The organism is Xanthomonas bonasiae, assembly GCF_014836395.1.
Taxonomy (GTDB): domain Bacteria; phylum Pseudomonadota; class Gammaproteobacteria; order Xanthomonadales; family Xanthomonadaceae; genus Xanthomonas_A; species Xanthomonas_A bonasiae.
On the sequence record NZ_JACSQX010000007.1, the window covers coordinates 269,672 to 295,461 of the forward strand.

At 69.0% G+C, this 25,790-nt stretch carries 24 protein-coding genes; 9 read left to right on the top strand and 15 right to left on the bottom strand.

Annotation, left to right across the window (positions count from 1 at the left end; translation table 11 throughout):
• Positions 1-39: 39 nt before the first annotated feature.
• The 4 genes from H9658_RS13415 to H9658_RS13430 form a co-directional block, all read right to left on the bottom strand.
• A complete protein-coding gene (locus H9658_RS13415) occupies positions 40-1,035 on the bottom strand; it encodes an NAD-dependent epimerase/dehydratase family protein (RefSeq protein WP_191825701.1) in 996 nt (331 codons plus the stop codon).
• A gap of 62 nt (positions 1,036-1,097) precedes the next feature.
• A complete protein-coding gene (locus H9658_RS13420; protein WP_191825702.1) occupies positions 1,098-2,189 on the bottom strand; it encodes a lipid A deacylase LpxR family protein in 1,092 nt (363 codons plus the stop codon).
• The gene (locus H9658_RS13425) at positions 2,179-2,973 is read right to left on the bottom strand and encodes a MipA/OmpV family protein (protein WP_191825703.1); all 795 of its coding nucleotides are present in this window, start codon (positions 2,971-2,973) and stop codon (positions 2,179-2,181) included. Before H9658_RS13425 ends, H9658_RS13420 begins: the two co-directional genes overlap by 11 nt.
• A gap of 286 nt (positions 2,974-3,259) precedes the next feature.
• Positions 3,260-3,922 carry a DUF3313 domain-containing protein gene (locus H9658_RS13430; RefSeq protein WP_191825704.1) on the bottom strand — a complete coding sequence of 221 codons (663 nt, stop codon included), beginning with the start codon at positions 3,920-3,922 and terminating at the stop codon, positions 3,260-3,262.
• Positions 3,923-4,133: 211 nt separating this feature from the next.
• On the opposite strand from H9658_RS13430, the gene H9658_RS13435 reads away from it, so the two are divergent.
• On the top strand, positions 4,134-4,814 hold the full coding sequence (locus H9658_RS13435; protein WP_191825705.1) for a TetR/AcrR family transcriptional regulator: 681 nt from the start codon (positions 4,134-4,136) through the stop codon (positions 4,812-4,814).
• 100 nt (positions 4,815-4,914) lie between these two features.
• Here the strand turns inward: H9658_RS13435 and H9658_RS13440 are convergent, their stop codons facing one another.
• Entirely contained in the window at positions 4,915-5,919 is a 1,005-nt protein-coding gene (locus tag H9658_RS13440; protein ID WP_191825706.1) for a LacI family DNA-binding transcriptional regulator, read from the bottom strand.
• Between the two features lie 96 nt (positions 5,920-6,015).
• Here H9658_RS13440 and H9658_RS13445 point away from each other — a divergent pair, with 96 nt between their 5' ends.
• From H9658_RS13445 to H9658_RS13465, 5 genes are read left to right on the top strand one after another with little or no spacing between them, the layout of a single operon-like run.
• Positions 6,016-7,068 (top strand): sugar phosphate isomerase/epimerase family protein, encoded by a 1,053-nt coding sequence (locus H9658_RS13445; RefSeq protein ID WP_191825707.1) that lies wholly within the window; start codon positions 6,016-6,018, stop codon positions 7,066-7,068.
• A 27-nt stretch (positions 7,069-7,095) separates the two neighbouring features.
• Entirely contained in the window at positions 7,096-8,313 is a 1,218-nt protein-coding gene (locus H9658_RS13450; RefSeq protein WP_191825708.1) for a nucleoside permease, read from the top strand.
• An 11-nt stretch (positions 8,314-8,324) separates the two neighbouring features.
• On the top strand, positions 8,325-9,449 hold the full coding sequence (locus tag H9658_RS13455; RefSeq protein WP_191825709.1) for a Gfo/Idh/MocA family protein: 1,125 nt from the start codon (positions 8,325-8,327) through the stop codon (positions 9,447-9,449).
• A 19-nt stretch (positions 9,450-9,468) separates the two neighbouring features.
• Positions 9,469-10,323: a sugar phosphate isomerase/epimerase family protein gene (locus H9658_RS13460; RefSeq protein ID WP_191825710.1), complete on the top strand. Its 855-nt coding sequence runs from the start codon at positions 9,469-9,471 to the stop codon at positions 10,321-10,323.
• A gap of 18 nt (positions 10,324-10,341) precedes the next feature.
• The gene (locus tag H9658_RS13465) at positions 10,342-10,638 is read left to right on the top strand and encodes a c-type cytochrome (RefSeq protein WP_179566128.1); all 297 of its coding nucleotides are present in this window, start codon (positions 10,342-10,344) and stop codon (positions 10,636-10,638) included.
• 27 nt (positions 10,639-10,665) lie between these two features.
• Here H9658_RS13465 and H9658_RS13470 read toward each other — a convergent pair whose 3' ends face one another.
• Genes H9658_RS13470 through H9658_RS13485 form a run of 4 tightly spaced genes read right to left on the bottom strand, consistent with a single transcriptional unit; the run spans position 10,666 to position 14,647 of the window.
• Positions 10,666-11,409, bottom strand: a complete 744-nt coding sequence (locus H9658_RS13470; protein WP_179567925.1) for a 3-keto-disaccharide hydrolase — start codon at positions 11,407-11,409, stop codon at positions 10,666-10,668.
• Positions 11,410-11,453: 44 nt separating this feature from the next.
• Entirely contained in the window at positions 11,454-12,029 is a 576-nt protein-coding gene (locus H9658_RS13475) for a gluconate 2-dehydrogenase subunit 3 family protein (protein ID WP_191825711.1), read from the bottom strand.
• The gene (locus H9658_RS13480; protein ID WP_191825712.1) at positions 12,029-13,714 is read right to left on the bottom strand and encodes a GMC oxidoreductase; all 1,686 of its coding nucleotides are present in this window, start codon (positions 13,712-13,714) and stop codon (positions 12,029-12,031) included. Before H9658_RS13480 ends, H9658_RS13475 begins: the two co-directional genes overlap by 1 nt.
• Positions 13,715-13,744: 30 nt before the next feature.
• Entirely contained in the window at positions 13,745-14,647 is a 903-nt protein-coding gene (locus H9658_RS13485) for a hydroxypyruvate isomerase family protein (protein ID WP_191825713.1), read from the bottom strand.
• A 751-nt stretch (positions 14,648-15,398) separates the two neighbouring features.
• On the opposite strand from H9658_RS13485, the gene H9658_RS23315 reads away from it, so the two are divergent.
• Positions 15,399-15,683 (top strand): DUF6602 domain-containing protein, encoded by a 285-nt coding sequence (locus H9658_RS23315; RefSeq protein ID WP_406848128.1) that lies wholly within the window; start codon positions 15,399-15,401, stop codon positions 15,681-15,683.
• On the opposite strand, the gene H9658_RS13495 is transcribed toward H9658_RS23315, so the two are convergent.
• Positions 15,680-16,195, bottom strand: a complete 516-nt coding sequence (locus tag H9658_RS13495) for a single-stranded DNA-binding protein (protein ID WP_179566137.1) — start codon at positions 16,193-16,195, stop codon at positions 15,680-15,682. The genes H9658_RS23315 and H9658_RS13495 overlap by 4 nt on opposite strands.
• Before the next feature lie 191 nt (positions 16,196-16,386).
• On the opposite strand from H9658_RS13495, the gene H9658_RS13500 reads away from it, so the two are divergent.
• A complete protein-coding gene (locus H9658_RS13500; protein ID WP_191825715.1) occupies positions 16,387-17,385 on the top strand; it encodes a polyprenyl synthetase family protein in 999 nt (332 codons plus the stop codon).
• A gap of 211 nt (positions 17,386-17,596) precedes the next feature.
• Here the strand turns inward: H9658_RS13500 and H9658_RS13505 are convergent, their stop codons facing one another.
• The 4 genes from H9658_RS13505 to H9658_RS13520 form a co-directional block, all read right to left on the bottom strand.
• Entirely contained in the window at positions 17,597-18,391 is a 795-nt protein-coding gene (locus H9658_RS13505; protein ID WP_191825716.1) for a dienelactone hydrolase family protein, read from the bottom strand.
• A gap of 89 nt (positions 18,392-18,480) precedes the next feature.
• Positions 18,481-19,908: a UDP-N-acetylmuramoyl-L-alanine--D-glutamate ligase gene (gene murD / locus H9658_RS13510; RefSeq protein WP_191825717.1), complete on the bottom strand. Its 1,428-nt coding sequence runs from the start codon at positions 19,906-19,908 to the stop codon at positions 18,481-18,483.
• Positions 19,889-21,244, bottom strand: coding sequence for a UDP-N-acetyl-alpha-D-muramoyl-L-alanyl-L-glutamate epimerase (gene murL, locus H9658_RS13515; protein ID WP_191825718.1), 1,356 nt, complete (start codon positions 21,242-21,244; stop codon positions 19,889-19,891). Before murL ends, murD begins: the two co-directional genes overlap by 20 nt.
• A gap of 87 nt (positions 21,245-21,331) precedes the next feature.
• Positions 21,332-23,941 carry a bifunctional aspartate kinase/diaminopimelate decarboxylase gene (locus H9658_RS13520; protein WP_191825719.1) on the bottom strand — a complete coding sequence of 870 codons (2,610 nt, stop codon included), beginning with the start codon at positions 23,939-23,941 and terminating at the stop codon, positions 21,332-21,334.
• A gap of 174 nt (positions 23,942-24,115) precedes the next feature.
• Here H9658_RS13520 and H9658_RS13525 point away from each other — a divergent pair, with 174 nt between their 5' ends.
• Positions 24,116-24,994 carry a PhzF family phenazine biosynthesis protein gene (locus tag H9658_RS13525; protein WP_191825720.1) on the top strand — a complete coding sequence of 293 codons (879 nt, stop codon included), beginning with the start codon at positions 24,116-24,118 and terminating at the stop codon, positions 24,992-24,994.
• A 134-nt stretch (positions 24,995-25,128) separates the two neighbouring features.
• Here H9658_RS13525 and H9658_RS13530 read toward each other — a convergent pair whose 3' ends face one another.
• On the bottom strand, positions 25,129-25,749 hold the full coding sequence (locus H9658_RS13530; protein ID WP_179566151.1) for a glycine zipper 2TM domain-containing protein: 621 nt from the start codon (positions 25,747-25,749) through the stop codon (positions 25,129-25,131).
• Between the last annotated feature and the right edge of the window lie 41 nt (positions 25,750-25,790).

Sequence of the window (25,790 nt, forward strand, 5' to 3'; positions counted from 1 at the left end):
TCGCCGCCGGACATGACAGGAAAATGGCCGAGTGCAACGCTATACCTGCCCCGCCAGGATCAGGCTCCTGGCCGCGTCGATCAGGCTGTCGCGCGCAGGACGCGGCGACCAGCCGAGCACCCGCGTCGCCTTGGACGTGTCGTAGTCGCGGCAACGGCACAACTCCGGAGCGAGGCGCTGCACGCCGGTGTCGAACAGCCGGTCCAGGCACGCGCTCAGGCCGGACGCCACGCGCGTGGGCATGCGTGCGGCGTATTGCGGGAAACGCGCGCGCAGCAAGGTCACGATCTCATCGACCTGCATATGCTCGCCGACAGCCAGGAAGCGCTGATCGGCGGCGTCCGGATGCCGCATCGCGCGCAGGTGCAGCGCGGCCAGATCGCGCGCGTCGGCCACGTCGAACCCCAGCCGCGGCAGCCGCCGCACGCGGCCGTTGAGCAGGCACGCGAGCAGCTGCGCCGAGGCCGGGGTGTCGGCGCCCAGCAGCGGCCCATGCACCGAACCGGCCAGCAGCGTGGTCAGCTGCATGCGGCTGCGGTGGCGTTCGACGAACGCCCACGCATCGCGCTCGGCGAGGATCCGCATCTGCGTTCGCGCGTCCAGCCGCACCGTTTCCATCCGGGTCCAGCAACTCTCGTCGGCACGGCGCGTCGCTCCGCACGGCGGCAGCGCCGCCAGCGCCGGCGCGGTCATCACCACGCGTTGCACGCCGGCGCGGTCGGCCGCGTGCAGCACGCGCCACGTCGCCTGCTGCGCGCGCTGCACCAGCTCCGTGCGCCGCGGCGTGCCGGCCACGAGCGGCGCGGCGTTATGCAGCACGAACGCGCAGCCGGCGATCGCGCGCTCCCAGCCGGCGTCGCACTGGACATCGGCGGCGACGATGTCGAAGCGGCCGGCGGCGTTCGCGTGTAGCGCGATCGCGCCGCGGATCTCCGCTTCCCAGCGCGGATCGGCCACCGCCGCACGCACCCGGTAGCCGTCGCGCAACAGTGCGACGACGATCCAGCGTCCCAGGTAGCCGAAACCGTCGGTCACCAGCACGCACTCCTGGTGCCGCCCGCGCATCCTGGTCGCGTCATCGCAGAGCGTGGCCATGGCTAGAACGCGCGGCTGATACTGAGGCTGCCGAACACCGCCGGCTCGCGCTGCTGGTCGAACTCGCGCGTGCGCCTGTACTGCGCCAGCGTCGCCTGCCAACGGCCGCGCCGCAGCACCGCGCCGGCGGCGAGATCGCCCACCCACAGGCGCGGATCGATGCGCTGCCCGGACTGCCCTTGCAGCGTCAGGTCGTGGGCCATCCAGCGCGCGTCGATGCCGACGAACAGATGCCAGGCCCATGGCCGCGCGGCCCATACGGCCGCGGCCATCGCACTGTGTCCGCCGGCCGGGCGCAACGGATCGCTGCCAAAATCATCCGGCAAGCGGCGGCCCCAGCGCCATTCGAATCCGGCGTTGGCATAACGGGCGAAATTGCCGACGCTGGCGCCGACATGGCCGACGCCGTCCCAACCCCACCCGTCGCCAGGCGCCGATCCCGGCCAGCGCTGCAGCCGTTCGTGCACCAGCTGCAGCACCGGCCGATCGCGCAACTGCCGGTCCCAGCCCTGGAAGCGCTGCAGCCCGAACACGCCGTGCACCGCGTCCTGCACCTCGCGCCCGCGCGCCGACGGACCGACCATGCCGATGCGCAACTGCGTGCTGCGCAGGCTGCGCGCATCGCCGAGGTTGTAGCCAAGACCGAGCATCGCCACCGCCGCATACGGACGATCGTCGAGGATCGGATCGGCGCGCTTGCCGTCGGTCGGCGTGAACAGGCCCTGGCCGAGGCTGACCGTCAGCTGCTGGCGGGTGAAGCGGCCGGGGAACCACTGCTCGGTGCGCGCGTTGAGCCAGCGCGCGACGCGGGCGCGGCAGGGATCGGCCGCGGCGCCGACCAGATCCGGCAGAACCACGCTGGCCACCGCACCGTTGGTATAGCCCTGGTCCTGTTGCGCCAGGCCGAGAAAATCGTTGTCCAGGCGCAGATCGAACAGCGCCGGGCGGCGTTGCGCCGCAGGCGTCGCGCATGCCTGCGCCGCAGCCGGGTCCGGCACGGCCAAGGCCGCGGCCAGCCACAGCCAACAGCTGCCACCGCGCTGTCGCCGACGATCCAGCGCATGCGCCGAGCGCGGCGCGCGCTCAGAACACATGCACATAGCCGAGCACGATGCGCGACTGCAGCGCGCTGCCGACCAGCGGGCTGTCGCGGATCTGCGCACCGAGGCGATCCACGCCCACATCGAGGAACAACGAGTCGCGGTGCGCGACGCGGTAGGCCGCGCGCAGACCGGCCTCGACATTGATGCTGGCGCCGGGGCGATACGGCAGCCGCTGCGCACGCGCTTCCTGCGGCCGCACGCCGTAGTAATAGTCCACGTAGCGGCGATCCAGCCATGCCGCACCCAGCCGCGGAATCAGTTCGAACAGGCCGCGATCGAAGACATGCTCGACCGAAAGGCCGACGCGCTGCCCGCGGCTGTAACCGGACACGTCGTGCATCCACTCCAGCGCGGTGTCGGCGAAACCGGTGCGCCACGTGCCCGAGCCGCCCAGCCACAGCCGATCCTTGCGCTGCTGCATGCCGTCCAGGGACGGCGAATCGGATGCGTCGTAGCCGTCGTGGGACAGCCGCGTGGTCAACGACAACGCCACCGGCCCCAGCGACGGCAGATTCAGGCTGAGCGAAGGCCCGTACACGCTCCACCACTTGCTCTCGTAGACCAGCAAGGGCAGCGCGATCAGGTCCGGCTCGACCCCGCGGTACGGCTTGTGCACCGTCAGTGCGGCCATGCCCAGGCCCCAGCGCGAGCCGCGTGCCGGCGCGGCGTCGTCGTCGACCGTGGCGGCCCAGGCTGCGCGGATCGGCAGCACCAGCAACGCGACCAGGACGACCGCCACGACCGCGCCGCGCCAGAACAGCGACGTCGCCGGCATACGCCGACGCGGCGGGATATCGGGAAGATCGTACAGCGCCTGCAATCCCGGACGCAGGCTATGCGGAAGGCGTGGCGGAGTGGGTCGACGCGGGCGCATGGGGGTGTCCTGATCGGAGAGAAGCGGAACGGAAAGCAGCTGTGCGCGAGGCGGCGCAATGTGCGGCGACGCGGTGGATGCAGCCGCAACCGCAACGACATCCAGGCGTGTGCGCGGCGGCCGGCACTGCATGGGCGCGATGGCGTTGGCGACACGGCGGCGTGGCCTGTCGCCTGCCGCGACGGCACTAGTTCAACCGTGCGACCAGATCCTCGGCGCCCTTGCGGATCCCCGCCTTCGCCGCGCCCAGGCCGCCGATGCTGGCCTTGACGTTCATCGCGTTCGGATACTGCTTGGACACGTAGGCGCCGAGCAGGCGGTTGGTGCTGGCGTCGTAGATCTCCACCGCGTAGCTGACCGAACCGGACAAGGCGCCTTCCTTGCCGCGGATCGACTGCACCACGTTGTACGGGCCGCCAGCCAGATCGAACTTGGTCACGGTGCCGGCCACCTGCGGCGTCGTCTTGGCGCCGGTCAGGGTCACCGCCACGCGCAGCGAACCCGGCCGCGGCCGGTCCAGCAGCGCAAAGCGCGCCTGCAGCGCTTCGCCGAACGTGGCACGCATGAAGTTCGCCAGCTCCGCCTTGTCCTGCTCGGTCACCTTTTCGTCGAACTGGCTGTCCGGCCCCCGATAGATCGCCACCGGCTCGATCACCGCGCTGTCGTAGTCGCGCCAGTCGGCGCCGGCCGCGTAGTCGTACGGAACCCGGCCGGAGCGGTCGCCGAGGTTCGGCCGCAACTGCTGCGACGAAGCAAGCCCGCTGTAGACGACCGGGCGCGTGCTGGCGCAACCGACTGCACCCAGGCAGATCGCCAACGCCAGCGGGCAGAGCAAGGAAGAACGTTTCATGGGAGAGCCCTTTTCGTGGATTCGACGGGACAGCCGCTTCGCGCGGTGGTGCACGGAACATCGCAGTGCGGCATCGCCGCGACCGACGCCGCCGATCGCTGGCCGAGGCATCGCCGCCTCGAAATGAAACCGTACTGTACGGTTTATTATTAGAAGCGAATTTCCCCGCTGTCAAGAAAAATGTACAGTTGGGTTCACTTTAGGAGGCGCAATGAAGGTTCGAACCGAGGCCCGACGCGAGGCCATCGTCGAGGCGGCGACGAAACTGTTCCAGGAACTGGGCTACGAGCGCGCTTCGATGAACGAACTGGCCAAGCGGCTGGGCGGCTCCAAGGCCACCCTGTACGGCTATTTCGCGTCCAAGGAGGAACTATTCAGCGCGGTGGTGCGCGCCGCCGCGACTGCGCATCTATCCGACGCGATCCGGCGCCTGCAGGCGCCCCTGGCCGGCGAGACCGACCTGCAGTCGATGCTGCTGCACTTCGGCGAATGCATGCTGCAGGTGGTGACCAACGATGCGCTCGCCATCGCGGTCTACCGCATGGTGGTGGCCGAGGCCGGCCGCTCCGAGGTCGGGCAGCTGTTCTACCAGGCCGGCCCCAGCGAATCGGTGGTGGCGGTGGCCGCGGTGCTGGAAGCGGCGATGGCGCGCGGCGAGCTGCGCAACAGCGACCCGACCATCGCCGCCCTGCACTTCCTGGCGCTGCTGACCGCCGAAGTGGAAGTGCGCATCTACCAGCGCGATCCGCCGCCGCTGGCGCCAGCGCTGGTGCGCAAGATGACGCAACGCGCCGTCGAGCAGTTCCTGCTCGGCGCCGCGCCGCGACAGGCGACCGGCACGGGCGCGCGCGCAGCCGGCAAGGCGGCGGCGCGCAAGCGCGGGCGCGCCTGAGAGCGATCGTGCGCCATCGCAATACTCGCGCCGAGCTACGTTTCGCGATGCCCCTCTCTCGGGAGCTGCGCCAGCAGCCCGGTCGCCCCCCTGCCGTCACCTACCCCCGCGGCACACCAGTGGACCCGCGCAACATCAAGCTGAAATCCAGGGTCTGCTGAAGCGGCACGTCCACGTTTTCGATGATGGCCAGCAGCAGGTTGACCGCGCGGACACCGATCTCGCGCATGGGTTGCCGGATGGTCGTCAATGGCGGCGTGAGATAACTGGACGACGCCAGGTCGTCGAAGCCGACGATGGACAGGTCGTCCGGCACGCCGATGCCCAGGTCGCGGCAGGCCGCCAGGGCGCCCAGCGCCATCTGGTCGCTGAAGCAGAAGATCGCGGTCGGCATGGGCGCGCGAGCCAATAGCGCCATCGCGGCCGCATGTCCGGATTCCACGGAGAAGTCGCCCGGCACGACGGTCAGGTTGCGCAGGCGGCCGCGCGCCTTGCCGCAGGCCCGGACCCCTTCCAGTCGTTGCTGGTGCAGGGGATTGTCGGGCGGGCCGCCCACCACGGCGATCCGCTCGTGCCCCAGTCCATACAGGTGTTCCATCACGGTGCGCGCGGCGGCCGCGTTGTCGATGTGGACGCTGGGAATACCCAGCGCCGGGTCGAACTCGCACCCGTTGACCACCGGCGCGGCGGCACCCAGCTGCTTGACGATCGCGCGCGCCGTCGGCGGGAGGCGGTGCCCCAGCACGATCAGGCCGTCCGCCTCGTTGCGCCGGAGCATCTGCGCGTAGCGCTCCTCGCGATCGGGCTGGTGCTGGGTATCGCCCAGCAGGACGGCGTAGCCGACGGCCTGCGCCGCGTCCTCCGCGCCCTGCAGGATCTGGGCGAAGAAGGGATTGGCGATGTCCGGAACGGTGACCAGGAGCTTGCCGCTGCGCTGGGTCTTGAGCGTCCTGGCGACCGTGTTGGGGACATAGCCCAGCGCGGCGGCGGCCTGCTCGATGCGCGTGCGCGTGGCCGGCAGGACTTTTTCCGGCCGGGAAAGCGCTCGCGACACCGTGCCGGCGGAGACGCCGACCTGCCTTGCGATGTCGTAAATGGTTGCCATGACGTCAGTTCTTCTTTCTTCTGTGCAGTGCACAACGGGTCTTGCGGAAGGCCCATGCTAGGATAAATGCAATCGATTGCATCAGGGCGAATCACGGTGAAAACGCTCAAGGGTCCGGCGCTGTTCCTGGCGCAGTTCATCGGCGACACTCCTCCCTTCGATCGCCTGGACACGCTGGCCGGGTGGGCCGCGGGCCTGGGGTATTCTGGCGTACAAGTACCGACCAGCGCGCCCCACCTGTTCGATCTGGCCCAGGCCGCGCAGAGCCAGGCGTACTGCGACGACGTCGCCGGCATGCTGGCCGGACACGGCCTGCAGATCACCGAGCTGTCCACCCACCTGCAGGGGCAGCTGGTCGCCGTCCACCCCGCCTACGACCACCTGTTCGACGGATTCGCACCGCCGGACAAGCGCGGCGATCCCGCTGCCCGCCAGGCCTGGGCGGTGGAGCAGCTGCTGTTGGCCGCCAAGGCCAGCCAGCGCCTGGGGCTGGCGGCGCATGCCACGTTCTCCGGTGCACTGGCCTGGCCGTACTTCTATCCCTGGCCGCAACGCCCACCCGGCCTGGTGGAAGAGGCCTTCGCCGAACTCGGCCGCCGCTGGCGTCCCATCCTGGATGCCTTCGACGCCTGCGGCGTGGACCTGTGCTTCGAGATCCACCCGGGCGAGGACCTGCACGACGGCGCGACCTTCGAGCGCTTCCTCGAGGTGGTCGACCACCACCCGCGCGCCCGGATCCTGTACGACCCCAGCCACCTGCTGCTGCAGCAGATGGACTACCTGGGCTTCATCGACCGGTATCACGCGCGCATCGGCATCTTCCACGTCAAGGACGCGGAGTATCGCGCCAGTGCGCGCAGCGGCGTCTATGGCGGCTACCAGGACTGGATCGATCGTCCGGGACGGTTCCGTTCGCTCGGCGACGGCCAGATCGACTTCAAGGCGATCTTCTCGAAGTTCGCGCAATACGATTTCCCGGGCTGGGCGGTGCTGGAGTGGGAGTGCTGCCTGAAGCATCCGGAAGACGGCGCACGGGAGGGTGCCGCGTTCATCCGCGAGCACATCATCCGCGTGACCGAACGCGCCTTCGACGACTTTGCCGACAGCGGCGCCGATCCGGAATCGCTGCGCCGCATGCTGGGGACCTGAGCCATTACCGCCCTGGGAGGGGAAGCCATGACGCACACCATGTCGCGCTTGGGCGCGATGATGTTTCTGCAGTTCTTCATCTGGGGGGCATGGTTCGTGACCCTGGGCACGTACCTGGTGCAGGGCCCCCTGCAGGCCAGCGCGAGCCAGGTGGCGACGGCCTTCCTCAGCCAGTCCATCGGCGCCATCGTGGCGCCGTTCCTGGTCGGCCTGATCGCCGATCGCTACTTCGCGGCGCAGCGCATCCTCGCGGTGCTGCACCTGGCCGGCGCGGTGCTCATGTGGCTGGCGTCCACGGCGACGAGCTTCGGCATGTTCTCCGCCTGCGTCATGGGCTACATGCTGCTGTTCATGCCGACGCTGGCGCTGGCCAACAGCGTGGCGATGCGGCACATGCAATCGCCCGAAAAGCAGTTTCCGCTGGTGCGGGTGGCCGGCAGCGTCGGCTGGGTCGTGGCGGGCGTGCTGATCGGCTGGCTGGGCTGGGAACAGGCGCACCGGCTCGAGCTGACGTTCCGGATGGCGGCGATGGCGTCGCTGGCCCTGGGCCTGTATGCCTTCACCCTGCCGCACACGCCGCCGCTGGCGCAACAGCGCGACGCCGGGCTGGGGCAGATCCTCGGACTGGACTCGCTGCGGCTGCTGAAGTCGCGCTCCTACCTGGTGTTCTTCCTGGCATCCATCGCCATCTGCATCCCGCTGGCGTTCTACTACAACTTCACCAACCCGTATCTCAACGATCTGGGCGTGCGCGGCGCGGCCGGCCTGCAATCGCTGGGCCAGGTGTCCGAAGTCCTGCTGATGCTGGCGATGCCGTTCCTGTTCGTGCGGCTTGGCGTCAAAACCATGCTGGCGGTGGGCATGGCAGCATGGGTGGTGCGCTACGCCCTGTTCGCCTTTGGCGATGCGGGCGGCGGCTTCTCCCTGCTGGTGATCGGCATCGTGCTGCACGGCATCTGCTACGACTTCTTCTTCGTCACCGGCCAGATCTACACCGATGCGCACGCCGGCCCCGCCGCGCGCAGCAGCGCGCAGGGATTCATCACCCTGGCCACGTACGGCGTGGGCATGTTGATCGGCACGTTCCTGTCCGGCGCGGTGGTGGAGCACTACACCACGGCGGCGGGCCCGGACTGGCAGCAGATCTGGCTGTTCCCGGCAGGAGTGGCGCTGGTCGTGCTGGTCGCCTTCCTGTTGCTGTTCCGCGACCGCCCGGTCGCCGCCGCTGTGCCCTCCACGCGCTGAGACCCCATCCGATGAGCAAGCTTGGAATCGCCATTGTCGGCACGGGCATGATCGGCGCCGTGCACCGTCGCGCGGCGCTGCTGGCCGGTGCCGACGTCCGCGGCGTCTCCGCCTCTTCCCCGCAACGCGCACGCGACGTGGCGCAGTCGTGGGATGTGCCGCGCGCCTACCGCGACATCGAGGACGTGGTCGCCGATCCGCAGGTGCAGGTCGTGCACGTGTGCACGCCCAACCATCTGCATCGCGCCATGGCGCAGGCGGCGCTGGAAGCCGGCAAGCACGTGATCTGCGAGAAGCCGCTGGCCACGACGTTGCAGGACGCCCAGGCCTTGGCGGCATTGGCCGCCGCGACCGGGCTGGTCGCCACGGTGCCCTTCGTCTACCGCTACCACCCGGTGGTCAGCGAGGCGCGCGCACGCATCGCGCAGGGCGAACTGGGGCCGCTGCGCCTGATCCACGGCAGCTACCTGCAGGACTGGCTGCTGGACCCCGCCAGCAACAACTGGCGCGTGGACCCGGCACTGGGCGGCGCATCGCGCGTGTTCGCCGACATCGGCTCGCACTGGTGCGACCTGGTGGAATGGGTCGGCGGCGAGCGTTTCGTCGAGGTCAGCGCGGCGTTCGCCACCGTGATCGCCGAGCGCGGCGCCCTCACCGGGCAGAGCTTCACCACGCCGGCGGCGGGCGGCGCGATGCAAGCGGTCTCAAGCGAGGACGTGGCCGCGGCGATGTTCAGGACCGGCGCGGGCACGCTGGCGTCGTTGACGGTCAGCCAGGTCTCGGCGGGACGCCGCAATCGCCTCTGGTTCGAGATCGATGGCGCCAGGGCCAGCGTGGCGTTCGACCAGGAGGACGCCGAACGGCTGTGGATCGGCCGGCCCGACCAGCGCGAGGAAATCTTCGTGCGCGGACCGGGCGCCGGCAGCGCCGAACAGCGCCGGCTGTCGACGTTGCCGGCCGGGCACGCGCAGGGCTACGGCGATTGTTTCGAGGCGTTCGTCGCCGACACCTATCGCGCCATCGAAGGCGAACGGCCGGAAGGCCTGCCCACCTTCGAAGACGGCGTGCGCTCGGCGCTGATCGTCGATCGCGTCATCACATCGGCCAGGACGCGCGCCTGGACATCCATCGGTTGAATCCCGGGAGGACTTCTTGATGAACACACCTATACGCAGGACCGCGACCCTCGCACTGCTGCTCCTCGTCGCCCTGCCCGCCTTCGCACGCGACGCCGCCGGCCCGCAAGCACCCATCGCGGTGCAGATGTACACGCTGCGCGACGCCGGCTCGCTCGACCAACAGTTGAAGATCGTCCACGACGCGGGCGTGGGCGCGGTGGAAACGGTCGGCACGCAGAACGTCAGCGCGGTGGAACTCAAGCAGCTGCTGGACAGGTACGCGATCAAGGCGATCTCGTCCCACGTGCAACTGGCCGATCTGCGCAAGGATCTAGACGGCGTGGTGGCCTTCAACCGGTCGATCGGCAACACGACGCTGGTGGTGCCTTACCTGGCCGAGAAGGATCGGCCAACCGATGCCGCGGGCTGGACCGCATTGGGCCGGGAACTGGGCCAGATCGCGAAGCGGGCGCGGGCCAAGGGCATGCGCCTGGCCTACCACAACCACGACTTCGAGCTGGTCGACTTCGATGGCAAGACGGGCCTGGAACTGCTGTTCGCCGCGGCCGGCCCCGATCTGCAGACCGAGCTGGACCTGGCCTGGGTCGCGCGCGCGGGCTACGACCCGGCGGCGATGCTGGGCAAGTTCAAGGGCCGCATGTTCGCGGTACACGCCAAGGACAACGCGCCGAAAGGCCAGGCCGAAGACGAGGGCGGCTTCGCCGCCGTGGGCCGGGGCGTGCTGGACTGGAACGCGATCCTGCCTGCCGCGGCGGGTGCCGGCGTGCGCTGGTACATCATCGAGCACGACCATCCGCGCGATCCGGCCACGGTCATCCAGACCGGTGCCGACTATCTGCGCGAACACCTGCCCGCCAGCACGCATCGCTAGCACGCAAAGGAGCCTTGCTTGAAAACGATCCTGACAGTGGCCGCGGCTTTACTGGGAGCGACGCTTGCGAGCACGGCGTGGTCCAAGGATGACCCTGCGGCCGGCGCGCAGCTCTACGCAACCAACTGCACGGCCTGCCACGGCGCCGATCGCGCGGGCGTCCCGGGCGCGTTCCCCGCGCTCACCGACGTGGGCAAGCGGCTGGACTCGGCGCAGATCAAGGAGAAGATCAGCAAGGGCGGCGGGTTGATGCCGCCGTTTCCGCAGCTGTCCCAACAGGACGTGGACAACATCGCCAGCTTCCTGGCCCAGTAGGAGGCCGGCGCCGGCGGCGCGCCGGCGCTACAGCTCGCGCACCCAGATGTTGCGGTAGCTGACCTTGGAATCGTGCTCCTGCAGGGAGATCGGCGCGCACGCATGTGGCGAGTACGACGGCGCGCCGATGTATTCGGTCTTGCCCGAAAGGACGGTGTCGTCCTGCACCAGCACGCCGTTATGCAGGACGGTGATGCGGGCAGGTGACGTGAGCCCGCCCCCCTGCGAGAAGCGGGGCGCCTTCCAGATGATGTCGTAGGCCTGCCACTGGCCCGGCGCACGCGAAGCGTTCACCAGCGGAATGGCCTGCTTGTAGATCGCGCCGGCCTGGCCGTTGGCATAGGTCGGGTTGTTGTAGCTGTCGAGCACCTGCAGCTCGTACAGTTCCTGCAGGAAGATGCCGCTGTTCCCCCGCTGCTGGCCGTCGAAGCCCCGGGTCGCGGTGGGCGTGCGCCACTCGACATGCAGTTGGATGTCGCAGAAGCGCTGCTTGGTCCGGATGCCCTTGCTGCCCGGAACCACGGTCAGCGCGCCGTCGGCGACGCTCCAGGGCACGCGTCCGCCCTGCTCCGACTCCCAGGCCGAGAGATCCTTGCCATCGAACAGCACGATCGCGTCGGAGGGCGCGCGGCCCGGGGGCGTGGCCACGATCGCCGGCACGGGCTTCCACACCTCGGTCTTGGCCGGATCGCGCGACAGGTCGCCGCCGGCCTGCGCGAACGCAGGCGCCGCGGCCAGCAGGCAGGCCGCCGTCAGGAAGGGTCTGGTCATCTTGTCCCCTGGAAAGTGGTGCATGGGCGAATCGTTGCGGTCCATCAGTTGGTCGCCCAGGCGGGCGTACCGGGGGCATAGGCCAGATCGCCGTCGTAGCGACCCGGCACGGCGACGTAGCGCAGCACGTCGGTCGCGGCGAGCTTCGAGGTGAAGAAGCTGAAGATGGCCAGCTGCTTGAGCATCGTGAAGTAATGCGGCATCGCGTCCGCCACTTTGGCGGTGCCGGTGTCGGTCATGGCGACGACGTGTTTCCTGGCTTCTGCGTCCAGGGTGCGCAGCAGCTCGGTGCGGGCCTGCGGCGTGAGCGCTACGAATCGGCCGCCGGCGCGTTTGTCGATCCCGACCAGGCCGGCGCGGAACGCCGCCTGCTGCTGGGCGGTGTAGCAATCGGTGACGAATTGCGCCATGAACAGGCCCACGCCCGCGTCCTTCGCCCCCGGCGTTCTGGTCCGCGGCAGGATGGTCTCGGCGATCTCGTCCAGCGTGCCGACATCGGCCGCGGAGAAGGCGTTGTTCGCCCCCTCGGCCGGCGCCTGTGCATGGACGAGCGCGGGCAGGCCGATCATGGCCGCGCCCGTGGCGGCGACGATCATCTTCAGCAGTTCGCGGCGTTCCATCACAGGTTCCCCGCTTTCAGCTCGCGCACGGCATGGTCCGCTGCCCGTGCCGTCAGCGCCATGTAGGTCAGCGAGGGATTCACGCAGGCGCTGGAGGTCATGCAGGCGCCGTCGGTCACGTAGACGTTCGGCGCGTCCCAGACCTGGTTGTGCTGGTTCAGCACGGAGTTGCTGCGGTCGCGGCCCATGCGCGCGGTCCCCATTTCGTGGATGCCCTTGCCCGGGGCGTAGTCGTCGTCGTGCATCTGCACGTCCTTGACGCCGGCGGCCTCCAGCATCTCCGCGGCATCGGCGGCCATGTCCTTGCGCATGGCCTTTTCGTTCGCGCGCAGGGACACGTCCATCGCCAGCACCGGCAACCCCCATTTGTCCTTGCGCTGCGGGTCCAGGCGGATCGTATTGTCGTGGTGCGGCAGCATTTCGCCGAATCCGGTCATGCCGATGCGCCAGTCCCCAGGCAGGGTCAGCGCGTCCTTCAGGTCGGCGCCGATGTTCAGCTCGGCGATCTCGCGCGACCACCCGGTGCGGCTGGCGCCGCCCTGGTAGCCGAACCCGCGCAGGTAGCCACGCCTGTCCGCGGCGACGTTGCGGAAACGCGGAATGTAGAAGCCGCAGGGACGCCGGCCGAAGTAGTACTTGTCGTCGTAGCCCTCGACCCGGCCGGCGGCACCGGCGCCGAAATGATGGTCCATCACGTTGTGCCCAAGCTCGCCGGACGAAGAGCCCAGCCCGCCTTCCCAGACATCGGTGGCCGAGTTCATCAGCAGCCAGGTCGAGTTGAAGGAGGAGGCGTTGAGGAAGATCACGTTGGCCGTGTACTGGTAGGTCTGTCCGCTCTCGGCATCGATGATCTCCACGCCCCGCGCACGCTTGCGGTCCTTGTCGTAGAGCACTTCCTTGACGATCGAGAACGGCCGCAAGGTCAGGTTGCCCGTCTTCATCGCCGCCGGCAGCGTCGCCGACTGGGTCGAGAAATAGGCGCCGTAGGGACAGCCCAGGATGCACTTGTTGCGATACTGGCAGTTGACGCGGCCCTGCTCGACCTTGGGCTCGGTGATGTTGGCGGTGCGCGAGTGGATCAGGTGCCTGGTCCCGCCAAAGGCCTTCTTGATCCGCGCGGCTACGTCCTTCTCGACGATGTTCAACGGGACCGGCGGCAGGAACTCGCCGTCGGGCAACACGTCCAGGCCCTCGCGCGTGCCGGCGATGCCGGCGAACTTCTCCACGTAGTCGTACCAGGGCGCGATGTCGGCGTAACGGATCGGCCAATCGGTGGCGATGCCGTCCTTGAGGTTCGCCTGGAAATCCAGGTCCGACAGGCGATAGCTCTGCCGTCCCCACAGCAGCGAGCGACCGCCCACGTGATAGCCGCGATACCAGTCGAATCGCTTGATCTCGGTGTAGGGCGATTCCTTTTCGTTGGCCCACATGCCCTGCAGGTTCTCGACCAGGCCGTAGTCGCGCATCAGCACCGGATAGTCGGCCTTCATCGCCTGGGTCGGCCGGTTGCGGTGCGGGAAATCCCACGCCTCCTTCATCGCGTTGACGTAGTCCTTGACGTGCTCGATGTTGCGTCCGCGTTCCAGCATCAGCACCTTGAGGCCTTTCTCGGTCAGCTCCTTCGCCGCCCAACCGCCACTGATTCCCGAGCCGACGACGATGGCGTCGTAGTGATTGTCTGCCATGGGTTCTACTTCACCTTGGTGGATAGCGTTTCAGACGTCGCAGAGGCGGATCGCCTCGCGCAGCGAGCCGACGGGATCCGGCGCCGCAGGCATGAATTCCTGCGCCAGATAGCCGTCGAAACCGGTATCGCGGATCGCGCGACAGATGGCGGGATAGTGGAGCTCCTGCTGGTCTCCGATCTCGTGCCGGCCAGGCACGCCCGCGGTGTGGTAATGCTTGAAGCACGCGTGATGCTTGCCGATGGTGGCGATGATGTCGCCCTCCATGATCTGCATGTGGTAGATGTCGTACAGCAGGCCGAAATGATCCGAGCCGATCCGCCGGCACAGCTCGACGCCCCAGGCGGAGTGGTCGCACAGGTAGTCGGGATGATCGACCCTGGAGTTCAGCAGCTCCATCACCAGCACGACGCCGCGCTTCTCGGCATGCCCGAGGATGCGCTTGAGTCCCGCTTCGGCGTGGGCCATGCCTTCCTGGGGATCCATGCCGTTGCGATTGCCGGAAAAACAGATGAGGTTGCGATAGCCGGCATCGGCCACCAGATCGATGTGCCGCGTATAGCGCTCGACCAGCTGGTCGTGGAACTGGCTGCCGGCGAAGCCCTTGTCCAGGCCCATCTCCGCGCCGTTGCACATCGCGCTGTACACGCCATTGGCCTTCAGCGTGGGCCAATCCGCCGGGCCGACCAGATCGATCGCGGCAAAACCGATGCTCTTCACCGTCTGGCAAAGCTGGGCGACCGACTGCTGCGGAAACGTCCAGCGGGCGACGGAATGCTTCAGGTTGCCCTTGAGCGGCGCGGCAGCGGCAGCGGCAAACGCAGGCAGCATGCCCGCAGCGCCCAGGCCAAGGCTTCCGGCGACAGCAACGCGCAGCGCATCTCGCCTCGTGAACCCCGGGGCTGCCGCCGGTCCGATCGAATGGATGGACATCCACTTCCGGCCTCCCAACCGGTATCAAACATTGAGGATTCGCCGCAATGCAATCGATTGCACCATAAAGTAGGCAATCGTTTTTTTGCAAGACGCAGTGCACGAAAACCCATGCTGCAAAGCACAACGCCCGTCGCGCCGGTCGCTGTATGACGGCGATGGAATTTCGGGCGGCGCACGGAGGGGACTACCGGAGGTGCAGCGGAAAGGGGCTGGCATCCCGTGACCATGGCCCGCTACGCAGGCGAAGCACGGCGAAAAACCAGTGAAACCGTGATTCCCGCTTGAGGTTGTGGCAGTGGACTGCCTGGATGGCGGCTGGGGCCGGTTCGACGATGCGTTCCAGGGCCTGTTCGCCACACTGGCTACCTGCATTCACGCCACTTGACTTGTTCCGGCCGGGCTGTGCCCGCCCGTGAGCGACAGCATGGATTCGGCACGAGAGACCGCGCCAGATCGTTGCTCGAGGCGGCCGCTCACGAAGCCACGCCGGCGATCAATCGGTTCCGCGAAGGCAAGAACAGCGAGGCACTCGCCGCTTGCGCGCACGCTTCGGCCCCAATTCTCCAAATCGTGAGAAGAACCATGCCTATGACCACCCAATCGGTCGATAACGTCAGGCTTCGACGCCTTCGTTGGGGGTACGGGACGAACCAGCGCTGAAGATGCGCCGCGCCTCTCAGTCGGCCAATCATCGTGGCACGCAAGCCAGTGTCAACGAGACCACTGGATCGAGGTCTTCCGTGCTTGCTTGCCCGATCGCGACAAGGTCGAGACGGGCTTTGTGACTGACAGCGCCGGCGGCCGCAGCGAACAGATCGATATCGTCATCTTCGATCGACATTTCACGCCGATATCGCTCGGCCGACAGCGGCATCGCTCCGTCCCCGCTACAGCGGTATACGCCGTATGCGAATCCGAGCCGCACTTCGACAAGAACTGCTTCGCGTCTGCGGGCCAGCAGCATCGAGAAAAAGAAAAGCCCCGCAAAACGGGGCTCTTCCTGGATCTATTTCTAAGGGACTATGTGTCTTAGAACGGGATATCGTCGTCCGCGAAATCGTCCATCGGCGCGGACTGCTGCGGTGCCGGCTGCTGGCGGCGCGGCGCGTAGTCCTGCCCGCCGCCGCCCTGGCTCGGGCGCTCCTGGCGCGGCGGTGCCGAACGCTGCGGGCGATCGCCGCCCATGCCGGCACCACCACCGCCGCCGCCTTCGCGACCGCCCAGCATCTGCATCTCGTCGGCGACGATGTCGGTGGAGTACTTCTCCACGCCGTCCTGGCCGGTGTACTTGTCGTAGCGGATCGAGCCTTCGACGTAGACCGAGCTGCCCTTGCGCAGGTACTCGCCGGCGATCTCGCCGAGCTTGCCGAAGAACACCACGCGGTGCCATTCGGTGCGCTCCTGCTGGTTGCCGTCCTTGTCCTTGCGCACGCTGGTGGTGGCCAGGCTGATCCGGGTGATCGCCATGCCGGCCTGGGTGTACTTGGTGTCGGGGTCGTTGCCGAGGTTGCCGACGAGGATGACTTTATTGATGCCGCGGGCCATGGAATTCTTCCGTTCGGGGTGGTGAACCCGCTCGGGCGCGGGCATGTCGGATAGGGTTGCCCGTTCGGGAACGGGCGAGGACAGTGAATTATACCGGGCTGGCGGCGGATATCAGCCCGACCCCGGTTCAGGCGTAAGACTTGCCCGCACCGGGGGGCCTATAATCCCTGCATTCCCCCTAGTCCGACCGCATGAGCCTCGCCGAAGACCTCCGCCCCGCCCTGGGGCTGCCTCAGATCCAGGCGCTGGCCGCGCCCGACATGAGCGCCGCCGATGCCCTGATCCGCCGCCGTCTGGCTTCGGACGTGGTGCTGATCAACCAGATCGCCGAGCACATCGTTTCCGCCGGCGGCAAGCGCCTGCGGCCGATGCTGGTGATGCTGGCCGGGCGCGCCTGCGGCGACGGCGGGCCGATGCACCACCAGCTGGCGGTGATCGTCGAGTTCATCCACACCTCGACCCTGCTGCACGACGACGTGGTCGACGAATCGGACCTGCGCCGCGGCCGCAGCACCGCCAATGCGCTGTGGGGCAATGCGCCCAGCGTGCTGGTCGGCGATTTCCTGTACTCGCGCAGCTTCCAGCTGATGGTCGAACTGGACAGCATGGCGGTGATGCGGCTGCTCGCCGACACCACCAACCGCATCGCCGAGGGCGAGGTGCTGCAGCTGTTGCACGTGCACAACCCGGATACCGACGAGGCCGCCTACCTGCGCGTGATCGAGCGCAAGACCGCGGTGCTGTTCGCCGCCGGCACCCGGCTCGGGGCGATGGCCTCGGGCGCGTCCGAAGAGGTGCAGCAGCGCCTGTACGACTACGGCATGCACCTGGGCTATGCGTTCCAGATCGCCGACGACGTGCTCGACTACACCGCCGACGCCGCCGACCTGGGCAAGAACCTGGGCGACGACCTGGCCGAAGGCAAGGCCACCCTGCCGCTGATCCACGCGATGGCGCACGCCGACGACGCCACCCGCCAGCGCCTGCGCCATATCGTCGAACAAGGCGATGCCGACGCCATGCCGGAAGTGCTGGCGGCGATCCAGGCCAGCGGCGGGCTCGACTACAGCCGGCGCCGCGCCGCCGAATACGCCGCCGCCGCCGAACGCGCGCTGGACGGCCTGCCGGAAAGCGAGGCGGTGGCCGCGCTGCGCGGGTTGGCGCGTTACGCGGTCGAACGCAGGCATTGATCCGGCGCGCTGCGCGCGCCGGACGGGATTGGGGATTGGGAATTGGGGATTCGCAGAAGCGGCGATGCGGCTCCTGCGAATCCCCATGGTTCCGAAACGCGTGCTCCGCAGTCGAACTTAAGCGCTGATCCGACGCGCGCGCGTGCCCTGACAGGGTTGGGATTCGTAAAGCGCAGACCTGCCGCTTTTGCGAATCCCGAATCCCTATTCCCTAATCCCATCGCTCATCAAAGAAATCGTGCAGCATGCGATAGGCACGCTTGGCCGCGCGCGGATTGTATTGGCAGCCCGGCGGGCTGTTGGCGTCGGCCTCGGCGAAGCAATGCACCGCGCCGCTGAAGTTGACGAACTGCCAGTCGGCGCCGGCACCGTTCATTTCCTGCTCGAAGGCGGCGATATCGTCGCGGCTCACGCTCTTGTCGTCGGCGCCGTTGAGCACCAGCAGCGGCGTCCTGGCGCTGCCTGCGGCGGCCGGCGACGGCGTGGCCAGGCCGCCGTGCAGGCTGACCACGCCCGCCAGCGGCGCACCGGCGCGGACCAGTTCCAGCACCGTGGTGCCGCCGAAGCAGAAGCCGACCGCGCCGATCCGTGCAGCGTCCAGCGGCGCCTTGCCGGCTTGCGCCTTCAGCACCTCGACCGCCTTCGATGCACGCGCGCGCAACGTCGCCGGATCCTTCTTCAGCGCCCCGGCGAACTGTCCGGCCTCGGCATCGTTGGCCGGACGCTTGCCCTTGCCGTAGACGTCGGCCAGCAGCACCACGTAGTCATCGCCGGCGAGCTGCTTGGCCTTTTCGATCGCCGACGCGTTGACCCCGCGCCAGTTCGGCACCATCACCAGGCCCGGGCGCTTGTCGTTGTCTTCATCGTCGTAGACCAGCACGCCGCTGAAGCTGTCCTTGCCGACCTTCCATTCCACCGGCTTGGCCTGCATCGCGGCCAGCGCCGGCAACGGCAGCGCCAAGGCCAGGCCCAGCAGGCCGATCCACCGCATCGAACGAGTGCGCATCGCGTCTCTCCCATCGGAACCAGCCGGCAGTCTAAGCGCAGCGGCGGTCATGCGGCGTGCGCGCCAGCTCAATGCGCGAAGCCCCCAGATCAGGCGATGCCCAGCCCCGGGATCGCGCTGATCGCCTCCGGATCGAACCCGGCCAGTTCGGCGAAATGGCGGCCGCGCGCGACGTAGTCGCGGTAGGCGCCGAAGCTGGGCGCGCCCGGCGACAGCAGCACCACGCCGCCGCCCTCGCCCAGCGCTTCGCGCGCCAACGCCACGGCGGCCGGCAGGTCCGCGGCCGCGTGCAGGCCGAAGCCGCCGGCCGCGGCCAACGGCGCCAGCAGCGCGTGGATGCGCGGACCGTTGCCGCCCATGGTGACGATCTCCAGTGGCGCGCCGTGGCCCATCGCCTCCGCGAACGCCTGCCAGTCCAGGCCGCGATCGTGGCCGCCGACCAACAGCGCGATGCGGCGCCCGCGAAAGCACTCCAGCGCCGCCAGCGTGGCGTGCGGCGTGGTGCTGATCGAATCGTTGACGTAGGCGACGCCGTCGCGCTCGCCCAAGGTCTGCAGCCGGTTCGGCAACGGCCGGAAATCCGCCGCGGCCGGCGCCAGCGCCGCCGCGTCCAGGCCCAGCGCCTCGATCGCCGCCAGCACCGCGCACAGGTTGCCGCGGTTGTGCCGGCCCGGGAGCGGGGCCCGCGCGCTGTCGAACACCGCCACTTCGCCGCGATGCACGACATCGCCGCGCATGTGCCAGCCGTCTTCGCGATTGAACCAGCGCACCTCGCTGTCGGGCAGCGCCAGCGCCGCCAGCTGCGGATCGGCGGCGTTGAGCAGCGCGATGCGCGGCCGCGCCTGGGTCACCAGCGCCAGCTTGTCCTCGACGTAACGCGCCTGGCTGCCATGCCAGTCCAGATGTTCCGGGAACAGGTTCAGCACCAGCGCCAATTGCGGCCGCGCACCGCTGCGCGCCACGTCGCCGGTCTGGTAGCTGGACAGTTCGATCGCCCAGTAGTCGGGCGGCTGCGGCGGCGCCAGCACTTCCAGCAGCGGCAGGCCGATGTTGCCGACCAGGCCGGTGCGATGGCCGCCGGCGCGCAGCAGGTGCGCCAGCAATGCGGTGCTGGTGCTCTTGCCCTTGGTGCCGGTGATGCAGACGCTGCCCGGCACCACGCCGTCGGCGTCCGCACGTTCGGCGAACCACAGCGCGGTACCGCCGATGAAGCGCGTGCCGTGCGCGGCGGCGGCCTGCGCCTCGGGCCGATACGGGCTGATCCCGGGCGACTTGATGACCACGTCGAACGCAGCCAGCCGCTCGGCACTGACCTCGGTTTCCACACGTAGCGCCGGATCGCCGAGCGCGACGAGTGCCGGCGCTTCGTCGGCCGAGCAGAATACAGTCAGCGGCTGCAGCGAATCCCCAATTCCGAATCCCGAATCCCGATCGCGCAAAGCGCGATATGCCGCCCGGCCCTCGCGGCCCCAGCCCCACAGCGCGACGCGCAGACCGTCAAGCTGCGAAATTCGCACGCACGCGTTCCCACAGCTCGGCCGGAATGCGGTGCTGCGTGTCCAGCGCCAGCAGCGGCTCCACGCGCAGGTCGCCGGCGTCCAGCTGCGGCTGGATCTCGCGGATGAACCGCGCCACCAGCGCGTCCTCCTTCCATTCCGCGCGCGCCGCCAGCGTGGCCATCGCCGCGCGCGATTCGCGGCCCTCGCCGACGCATTCGAACGGCTTGTGGTCCTGGAATTCCAGCAGCGCATCGAAACCCGGCGCCTGCGCCGCATCGTCGAGCAGGTTGCGGCCGAAGATCCGCACCAGCCGCGTCTTCGGCATGAACGGGGCCAACGCCAGGAACACGAAATGGCACTTCGGGCACACCCCGCACCAGCGGTGCGCCGGGCGCTCGCCGAGGATGTGGAAATTGCGGTTGCAGCTGGAGAAATGCGCGTCGTAGTGGTCGGTCTTGGCGAACTGCCGCGCCACCGCCAGTTCCGACAGCGGGCGCAGCAGCGAGTAATAGCGCAGGTCCGCGGCCACGTAGCGCTGCACGTGCGCGCCGAACGCCTGCTCGAACGCCCAGCCCTTCGACCACTGGTGGTTGACCTCGCCGGTGCCGGCGATCTGGCTGCCGTAGCTGGCCGAGTGCTCGTTGGAAAACACCACCTGGCCCGCGTCCTGCAGCAGCGCGGCGAACACCAGGATCGCCGAGTTCACCGCGGTCACCGGGATATGCCCGTTCCACGCACCCTGCCGGTTCAGTTCGAACAGCTCCGGCGCCAGCGCGCGGCCGATGTTCAAGGTCGGCAGCGCGGTGCGCTCGGCGCAGGCGCGGATCAGCTGCGAGCCGCCGATCCAGGCCACGGTCTGCTCCACGCCGGCCGCGCGCAACGCCTCTATGCTGACCAGCGAATCCTTGCCGCCGCCGATCGCGACCAGCGCATGCGCGCGCAGGCCCAGTGCCGGAGCCCCCTGCTCGTCTGCCGCCGTCGCCGGAAAGCGGATCCGCTGGCGCAGATCCAGCCCGTTGCGATAGGCGAACTCGCCCAGGCCGTGCAGATACACGCTGTCCAGCAGCGCCGCAGTCTCGGCGTCGATCGCGTAGTCGTCGATTTCGATCCGCGGCGGCACCGCGGCCTTGTAGTAGCTGACCCCGGCGATCAGGTGCAGCAGGCGCAGCGCGTGCTGCACGGCCTGCGCGCGCGCCGCGTCCAGCACGAACGGCGCGCCGGGCACGGTGATCGTCTCCACCAGCTCCGGGCCCTGGTCGAAGGCATAGACCAGGCGCGCGACGCCGCTGTCGGCGTCGAACGCGCAGCGCACGAAGCGGAAGGTGGTGATCTGCTGTTTGTCGAAAGCGGTCATGGCGTATCCGGAATCGGGCTGAGCGGCATTCGCGCCGAAGCGCGGCATGCCGCTCGCGCTGCGCGCGGCGGCGCAAGAAAGCGGGTCTCAGACGGCAGGCGCATCGATCACGTCCTCCCGCGGCAGCTCGCGTTGGTTGTAGGTGCTGGCCATCGCGTAGCCGTAGGCGCCGGCATCGGCGATCAGCATCACGTCGTCGGCCGCGGTGGCGGCAGGCAGGCGGCGGCGCTTGCCGAACACGTCGCTGGATTCGCAGATCGGGCCGACCACGTCGAACACCGCATCGGGCTCACGCTCGAGCCGGCTCAGGTTGGCCACGTCGTGCCAGGCGTCGTACAACGCCGGGCGCACCAGCGCGTTCATGCCCGCATCCAGGCCGACGCGGCGGATGCCGTCCTTCTCGATCACCTGAGTGGCGCGGGTCAGCAGCACGCCGCATTCGGCGACCAGATAGCGGCCCGGCTCGACCGCCAGGCGGAACGCCGGGTGCACCGCCTTGACCTCGGCCAGGCCCTGCGCCCAGGCATCGAGATCGAACGGCTCGTCGTCGGCGCTGTACGCGATCGGCAGGCCGCCGCCGATGTCGATGACCTCCACGCTGCCGATGCGGCGCGCGAAGCCGGCCAGTTCGTCGCACATGCGCCGCCAGTGCTGCGCCGTCTCCACGCCGCTGCCCAGGTGCGCATGCACGCCGACGATGCGGATGTCCAGCGTGCGCGCGACCTCGACGAATTCGTCCACCCGCGTCGCCGACAGGCCGAACTTGGACGCCTTGCCGCCGGTGTTGACCTTCTCGTGGTGGCCGTCGCCATGGCCCAGGTCGATGCGCAGCCACAGGCTGCGGCCGCGGAACAGTTCCGGCCAGCGCTGCAGCAGCTCGACGTTGTCCACGGTGACGGTCACGCCCAGCGCGAACGCGGCTTCGTACTCGGCCTTGGGCGCGAAGCTGGGGGTGAACAGCACCCGCCGCGGCGACAGCTCCGGCAAGGTGTCGAACACCCGGCGCAGTTCGCCGTGCGACACGCATTCCAGGCCGAAATCCTCGGCAACCAGCGCCTCGAGAATCGCCGGATGCGAATTGGCCTTGATCGCGTAGTAGCGCTGGTCGATCGGCGCGATCGCCTTGAGCGCGCGGGCGCGCTCGCGCAGCGTCGGCAGATGGTAGACATAGCGCGGCGTGCCGGCGTCGGCCAGGCGCAGCAGGTGCTCGCGCTCGGCATGCCACCACGGCGTCGGCCGCGCGCGCACGCTGCCGGTGATCTCGCGCCAGCGCGGGCCGAACACCTCGGTCTCCTCCACCGGCATCGCGCCGCTGTCGATCAGCTCGGCGTGCAGGATCGGCAACAGGCCGTCGGCATCGGCCTCGTCGATGACGAAGGTCAGGTTCAGGTCGTTGGACGACTGCGAGATCATGTGCACACGCTCCTTGCCGAACGTGGCCCACACGTCCGAGAGCTTGTGCAGCAGCGAGCGCATGCCGCGTCCGACCAGGGTGATCGCCGCGCACGGCACGATGATCTTGACCCGGCAGATCTCCGCCAGGTCGGCCGACAGCGCCGCCAGCACGTCGGTGTTGACCAGGTTCTCGCTCGGGTCCAGCGACACGGTGACGTTGGTCTCGGCCGAACCGATCAGATCCACCGACAGCCCATGCTTGGCGAAGCGCGCGAACACGTCGGCCAGGAAGCCGACCTGCTGCCACATGCCGATGCCTTCCATCGACACCAGCACGATGCCGTTGCGGCGGCTGATCGCCTTGACCCCGGGCACGGTGCGCGCATTGCCGTCGATGCTGGTGCCGGGCAGCTCGGGGCGCTCGGTGTCCAGGATCGCCATCGGCACGCCGCCGTCGCGGCACGGCTTGATCGAGCGCGGATGCAGCACCTTGGCGCCGGTGGTGGCGATTTCCTGCGCTTCGTAATAGTCCAGCCGGGTCAGCAGGCGCGCATCGGGCACTTCGCGCGGATTGGCGCTGAACATGCCCGGCACATCGGTCCAGATCTCCACCCGGCTGGCGCCGAGCAGCGCGCCGAAGTACGCCGCCGAGGTGTCCGAGCCGCCGCGGCCGAGGATCGCGGTGCCGCCGTCCTGGTGCCGCGAAATGAAGCCCTGGGTGATCAGCATCCGCGCCGGCTGGGCGACGAAACGTTCGCGCCAGGCCGTGTCGGACTGCCACTGGCACGACACCGACAGCCGCTTGGACCACTCGCTCTGGTTCGGCTGCGGCGGCAGCGCGTCCAGCCACTGGCGCGCGTCCATCCAGCCGAAATCCAGGCCGCTGGCGCGCAGGTAGGCCGCGCCCAGCGTCGAGGACAGCAACTCGCCCTGGCCCAGCACCTCGGCCTGCCAATCCAGCGTGCGGCTCGCCGCGCGCGGGTCGTCGAGCAATCCGCGCAGCGCCGCCAGGCGCGCGCCGAGCACGCTGTCCGCATCCAGTTCCAGTTCGCCCAGGAACTCGCGGTGGCGCTGCTCCAGCGCGGCCACGCGCTGCGCGCTGTCGGCGCTGCCGTCGGCGATCGCGGTCAACTCGTTGGTCACCCCCGACAGCGCCGACACCACCACCAGCACCCGCGCCCCGGTCTCGTCGGCGCGTTTTTTCGCCAGCTTCCCGATCGTGTCCCAGCGATGACGACGCGACACCGAGGTGCCGCCGAACTTGAGGACGATCCAACGATCGACGTGGGGGGAAGAGGACATTTCGTTGTGGGGTCTGGTGGAGGGAAAGAGGCCCGGAACGCCGGGCGGAACCTGCGATTCTATGCCAAGCGCAGCGCTCCTGGCGCTTGCCGGCCAAGCCCGCGATGCGCCGGCCCTGCATCGGGCGCGCGCCGCGGTTGCTAAGCTGCGCGCCCCCGCCTTCGAGTGCCCGCCATGACCACGCGCCGTTTCCTGCAACTGGATGTGTTCTCCCCGCGCCCCGGCGCCGGCAATCCGCTGGCGGTGGTGCTGGATGCGCAAGGCCTGGATGCGGCGGCGATGCAGGCGATCGCGCGCTGGACGCGGCTGCCGGAGACCACCTTCGTGTTCCCGGCCACGCAGCCGGGCGCCAGCTACGGCATCCGCATGTTCAGTCCGCAGAAGGAAGTGCCGTTCGCCGGCCATCCCAGCGTCGGCACCGCGCATGCGGTGCTGGAGGCGGGCATCGCCGTGCCCAAGGACGGCGTGCTGGTCCAGGAAGGCATCGCCGGGCTGCTGCCGTTGCGCGTGGATGCGGACGGTGGCGTGCGCAACATCGCCATCCGCACCCCGCGCGCGCAGGTCGCGGAGATCGCCGACGCCGCCGATCCGCGCCTGGCGGCTGCGCTGGCCGGCTGGACGCTGGGCGCGCAACCGCCGGTGCGCATGGACGGCGGCCGCTGCTGGTGGCTGGTCGAAATCGCCGACGAGGCCGCGTTGCGCGGCCTGGCGCCGGACTGGGAAGCGATCGCCGCGCTGGCCGAAAGCACCGCCAGCATGGGTGTGTTCGCCTATGCGCGGGCCGACGACCAGGCGTATCAGCTGGCAGTGCGTGCGTTCGTCGGCAATGGCCGCCGGTTCGAGGATGCCGCATCCGGCGCCGCCAACGCCGTACTCGCCGCGTGGCTGGATCACCGCGACGCCCTGCCCGGCCGCGACGGCCGCTACGTGGTCAGCCAGGGCCGCGAGGTCGGCCACGATGCCTTGCTGACCCTGAGCGTGGACAGCGCCGGCGAGGTCTGGTCGGGCGGCCAGGTACAGACGGTGATCGACGGGCGCATCGACTGGCGCTGAGCGGGCAGATCGATAACGCTTGCCTGCAGCGGCAGGAGTGGGCGGCAGGGCCGCCTGACGAATCGTCGTCGACCGCCAGCCGTGGCGCTGGCGGCCGATGCCCCTTGGACGCCTCAGCGAGGCGCCCGCATCGTTCAGTCGGGCAACACGTCCACGCGCACCCGGATGCGGTCGCCCGGACGCTCCGCGCTGCGCGTGTGGTAGTAGCGGCCGCCGTATTCGTAGGTCACGTCGTAGCCGTCCACCCGGTCGTAGCTCTCGCTGCGATAGGCCACCGGTTCGCACACGCTGACCGAGCCGGTCTGCACGGTGGTGCGGGTATTGCTGTCGTAGATCGAGCGCCCGGCCAGGCCGCCGACCATGGTGCCGACCGCGGTGCCGACGAAGCGCCCGCTGCCGCCGCCGACGCGGCTGCCCAGCAGCGCACCGGCGATGCCGCCGACCACCGTGGCCGCGCTGCGCCCGCCGTCGGTGCCGCGGTAGCCGTCGCTGTAGTAGCCATTGCCGCGGTAGCCGTTTTCGACATATTCGCCCGAGGCCGGGCGCTCGTAGCAGCGCTCGGTGGTCTCGCGCGGGCCGCGTACCGGCACGATGATCGGGTCGGCACGGACCACACGGGCGTATTCGTAGCTGCCGCTGCTCGGATAGCCGCGATCGCGATAGCCATCGTAGCGGCCGTAGTCCTGCGCAGTGGCGGAGCCGACCACGCCCACGGCGAGCGCGGCGGTCAGAAGACGGGTCGAGAGCTTGTTCATGTCGAAGATTCCAGGCGCGTGGATCGCGCACCTGCATGCTC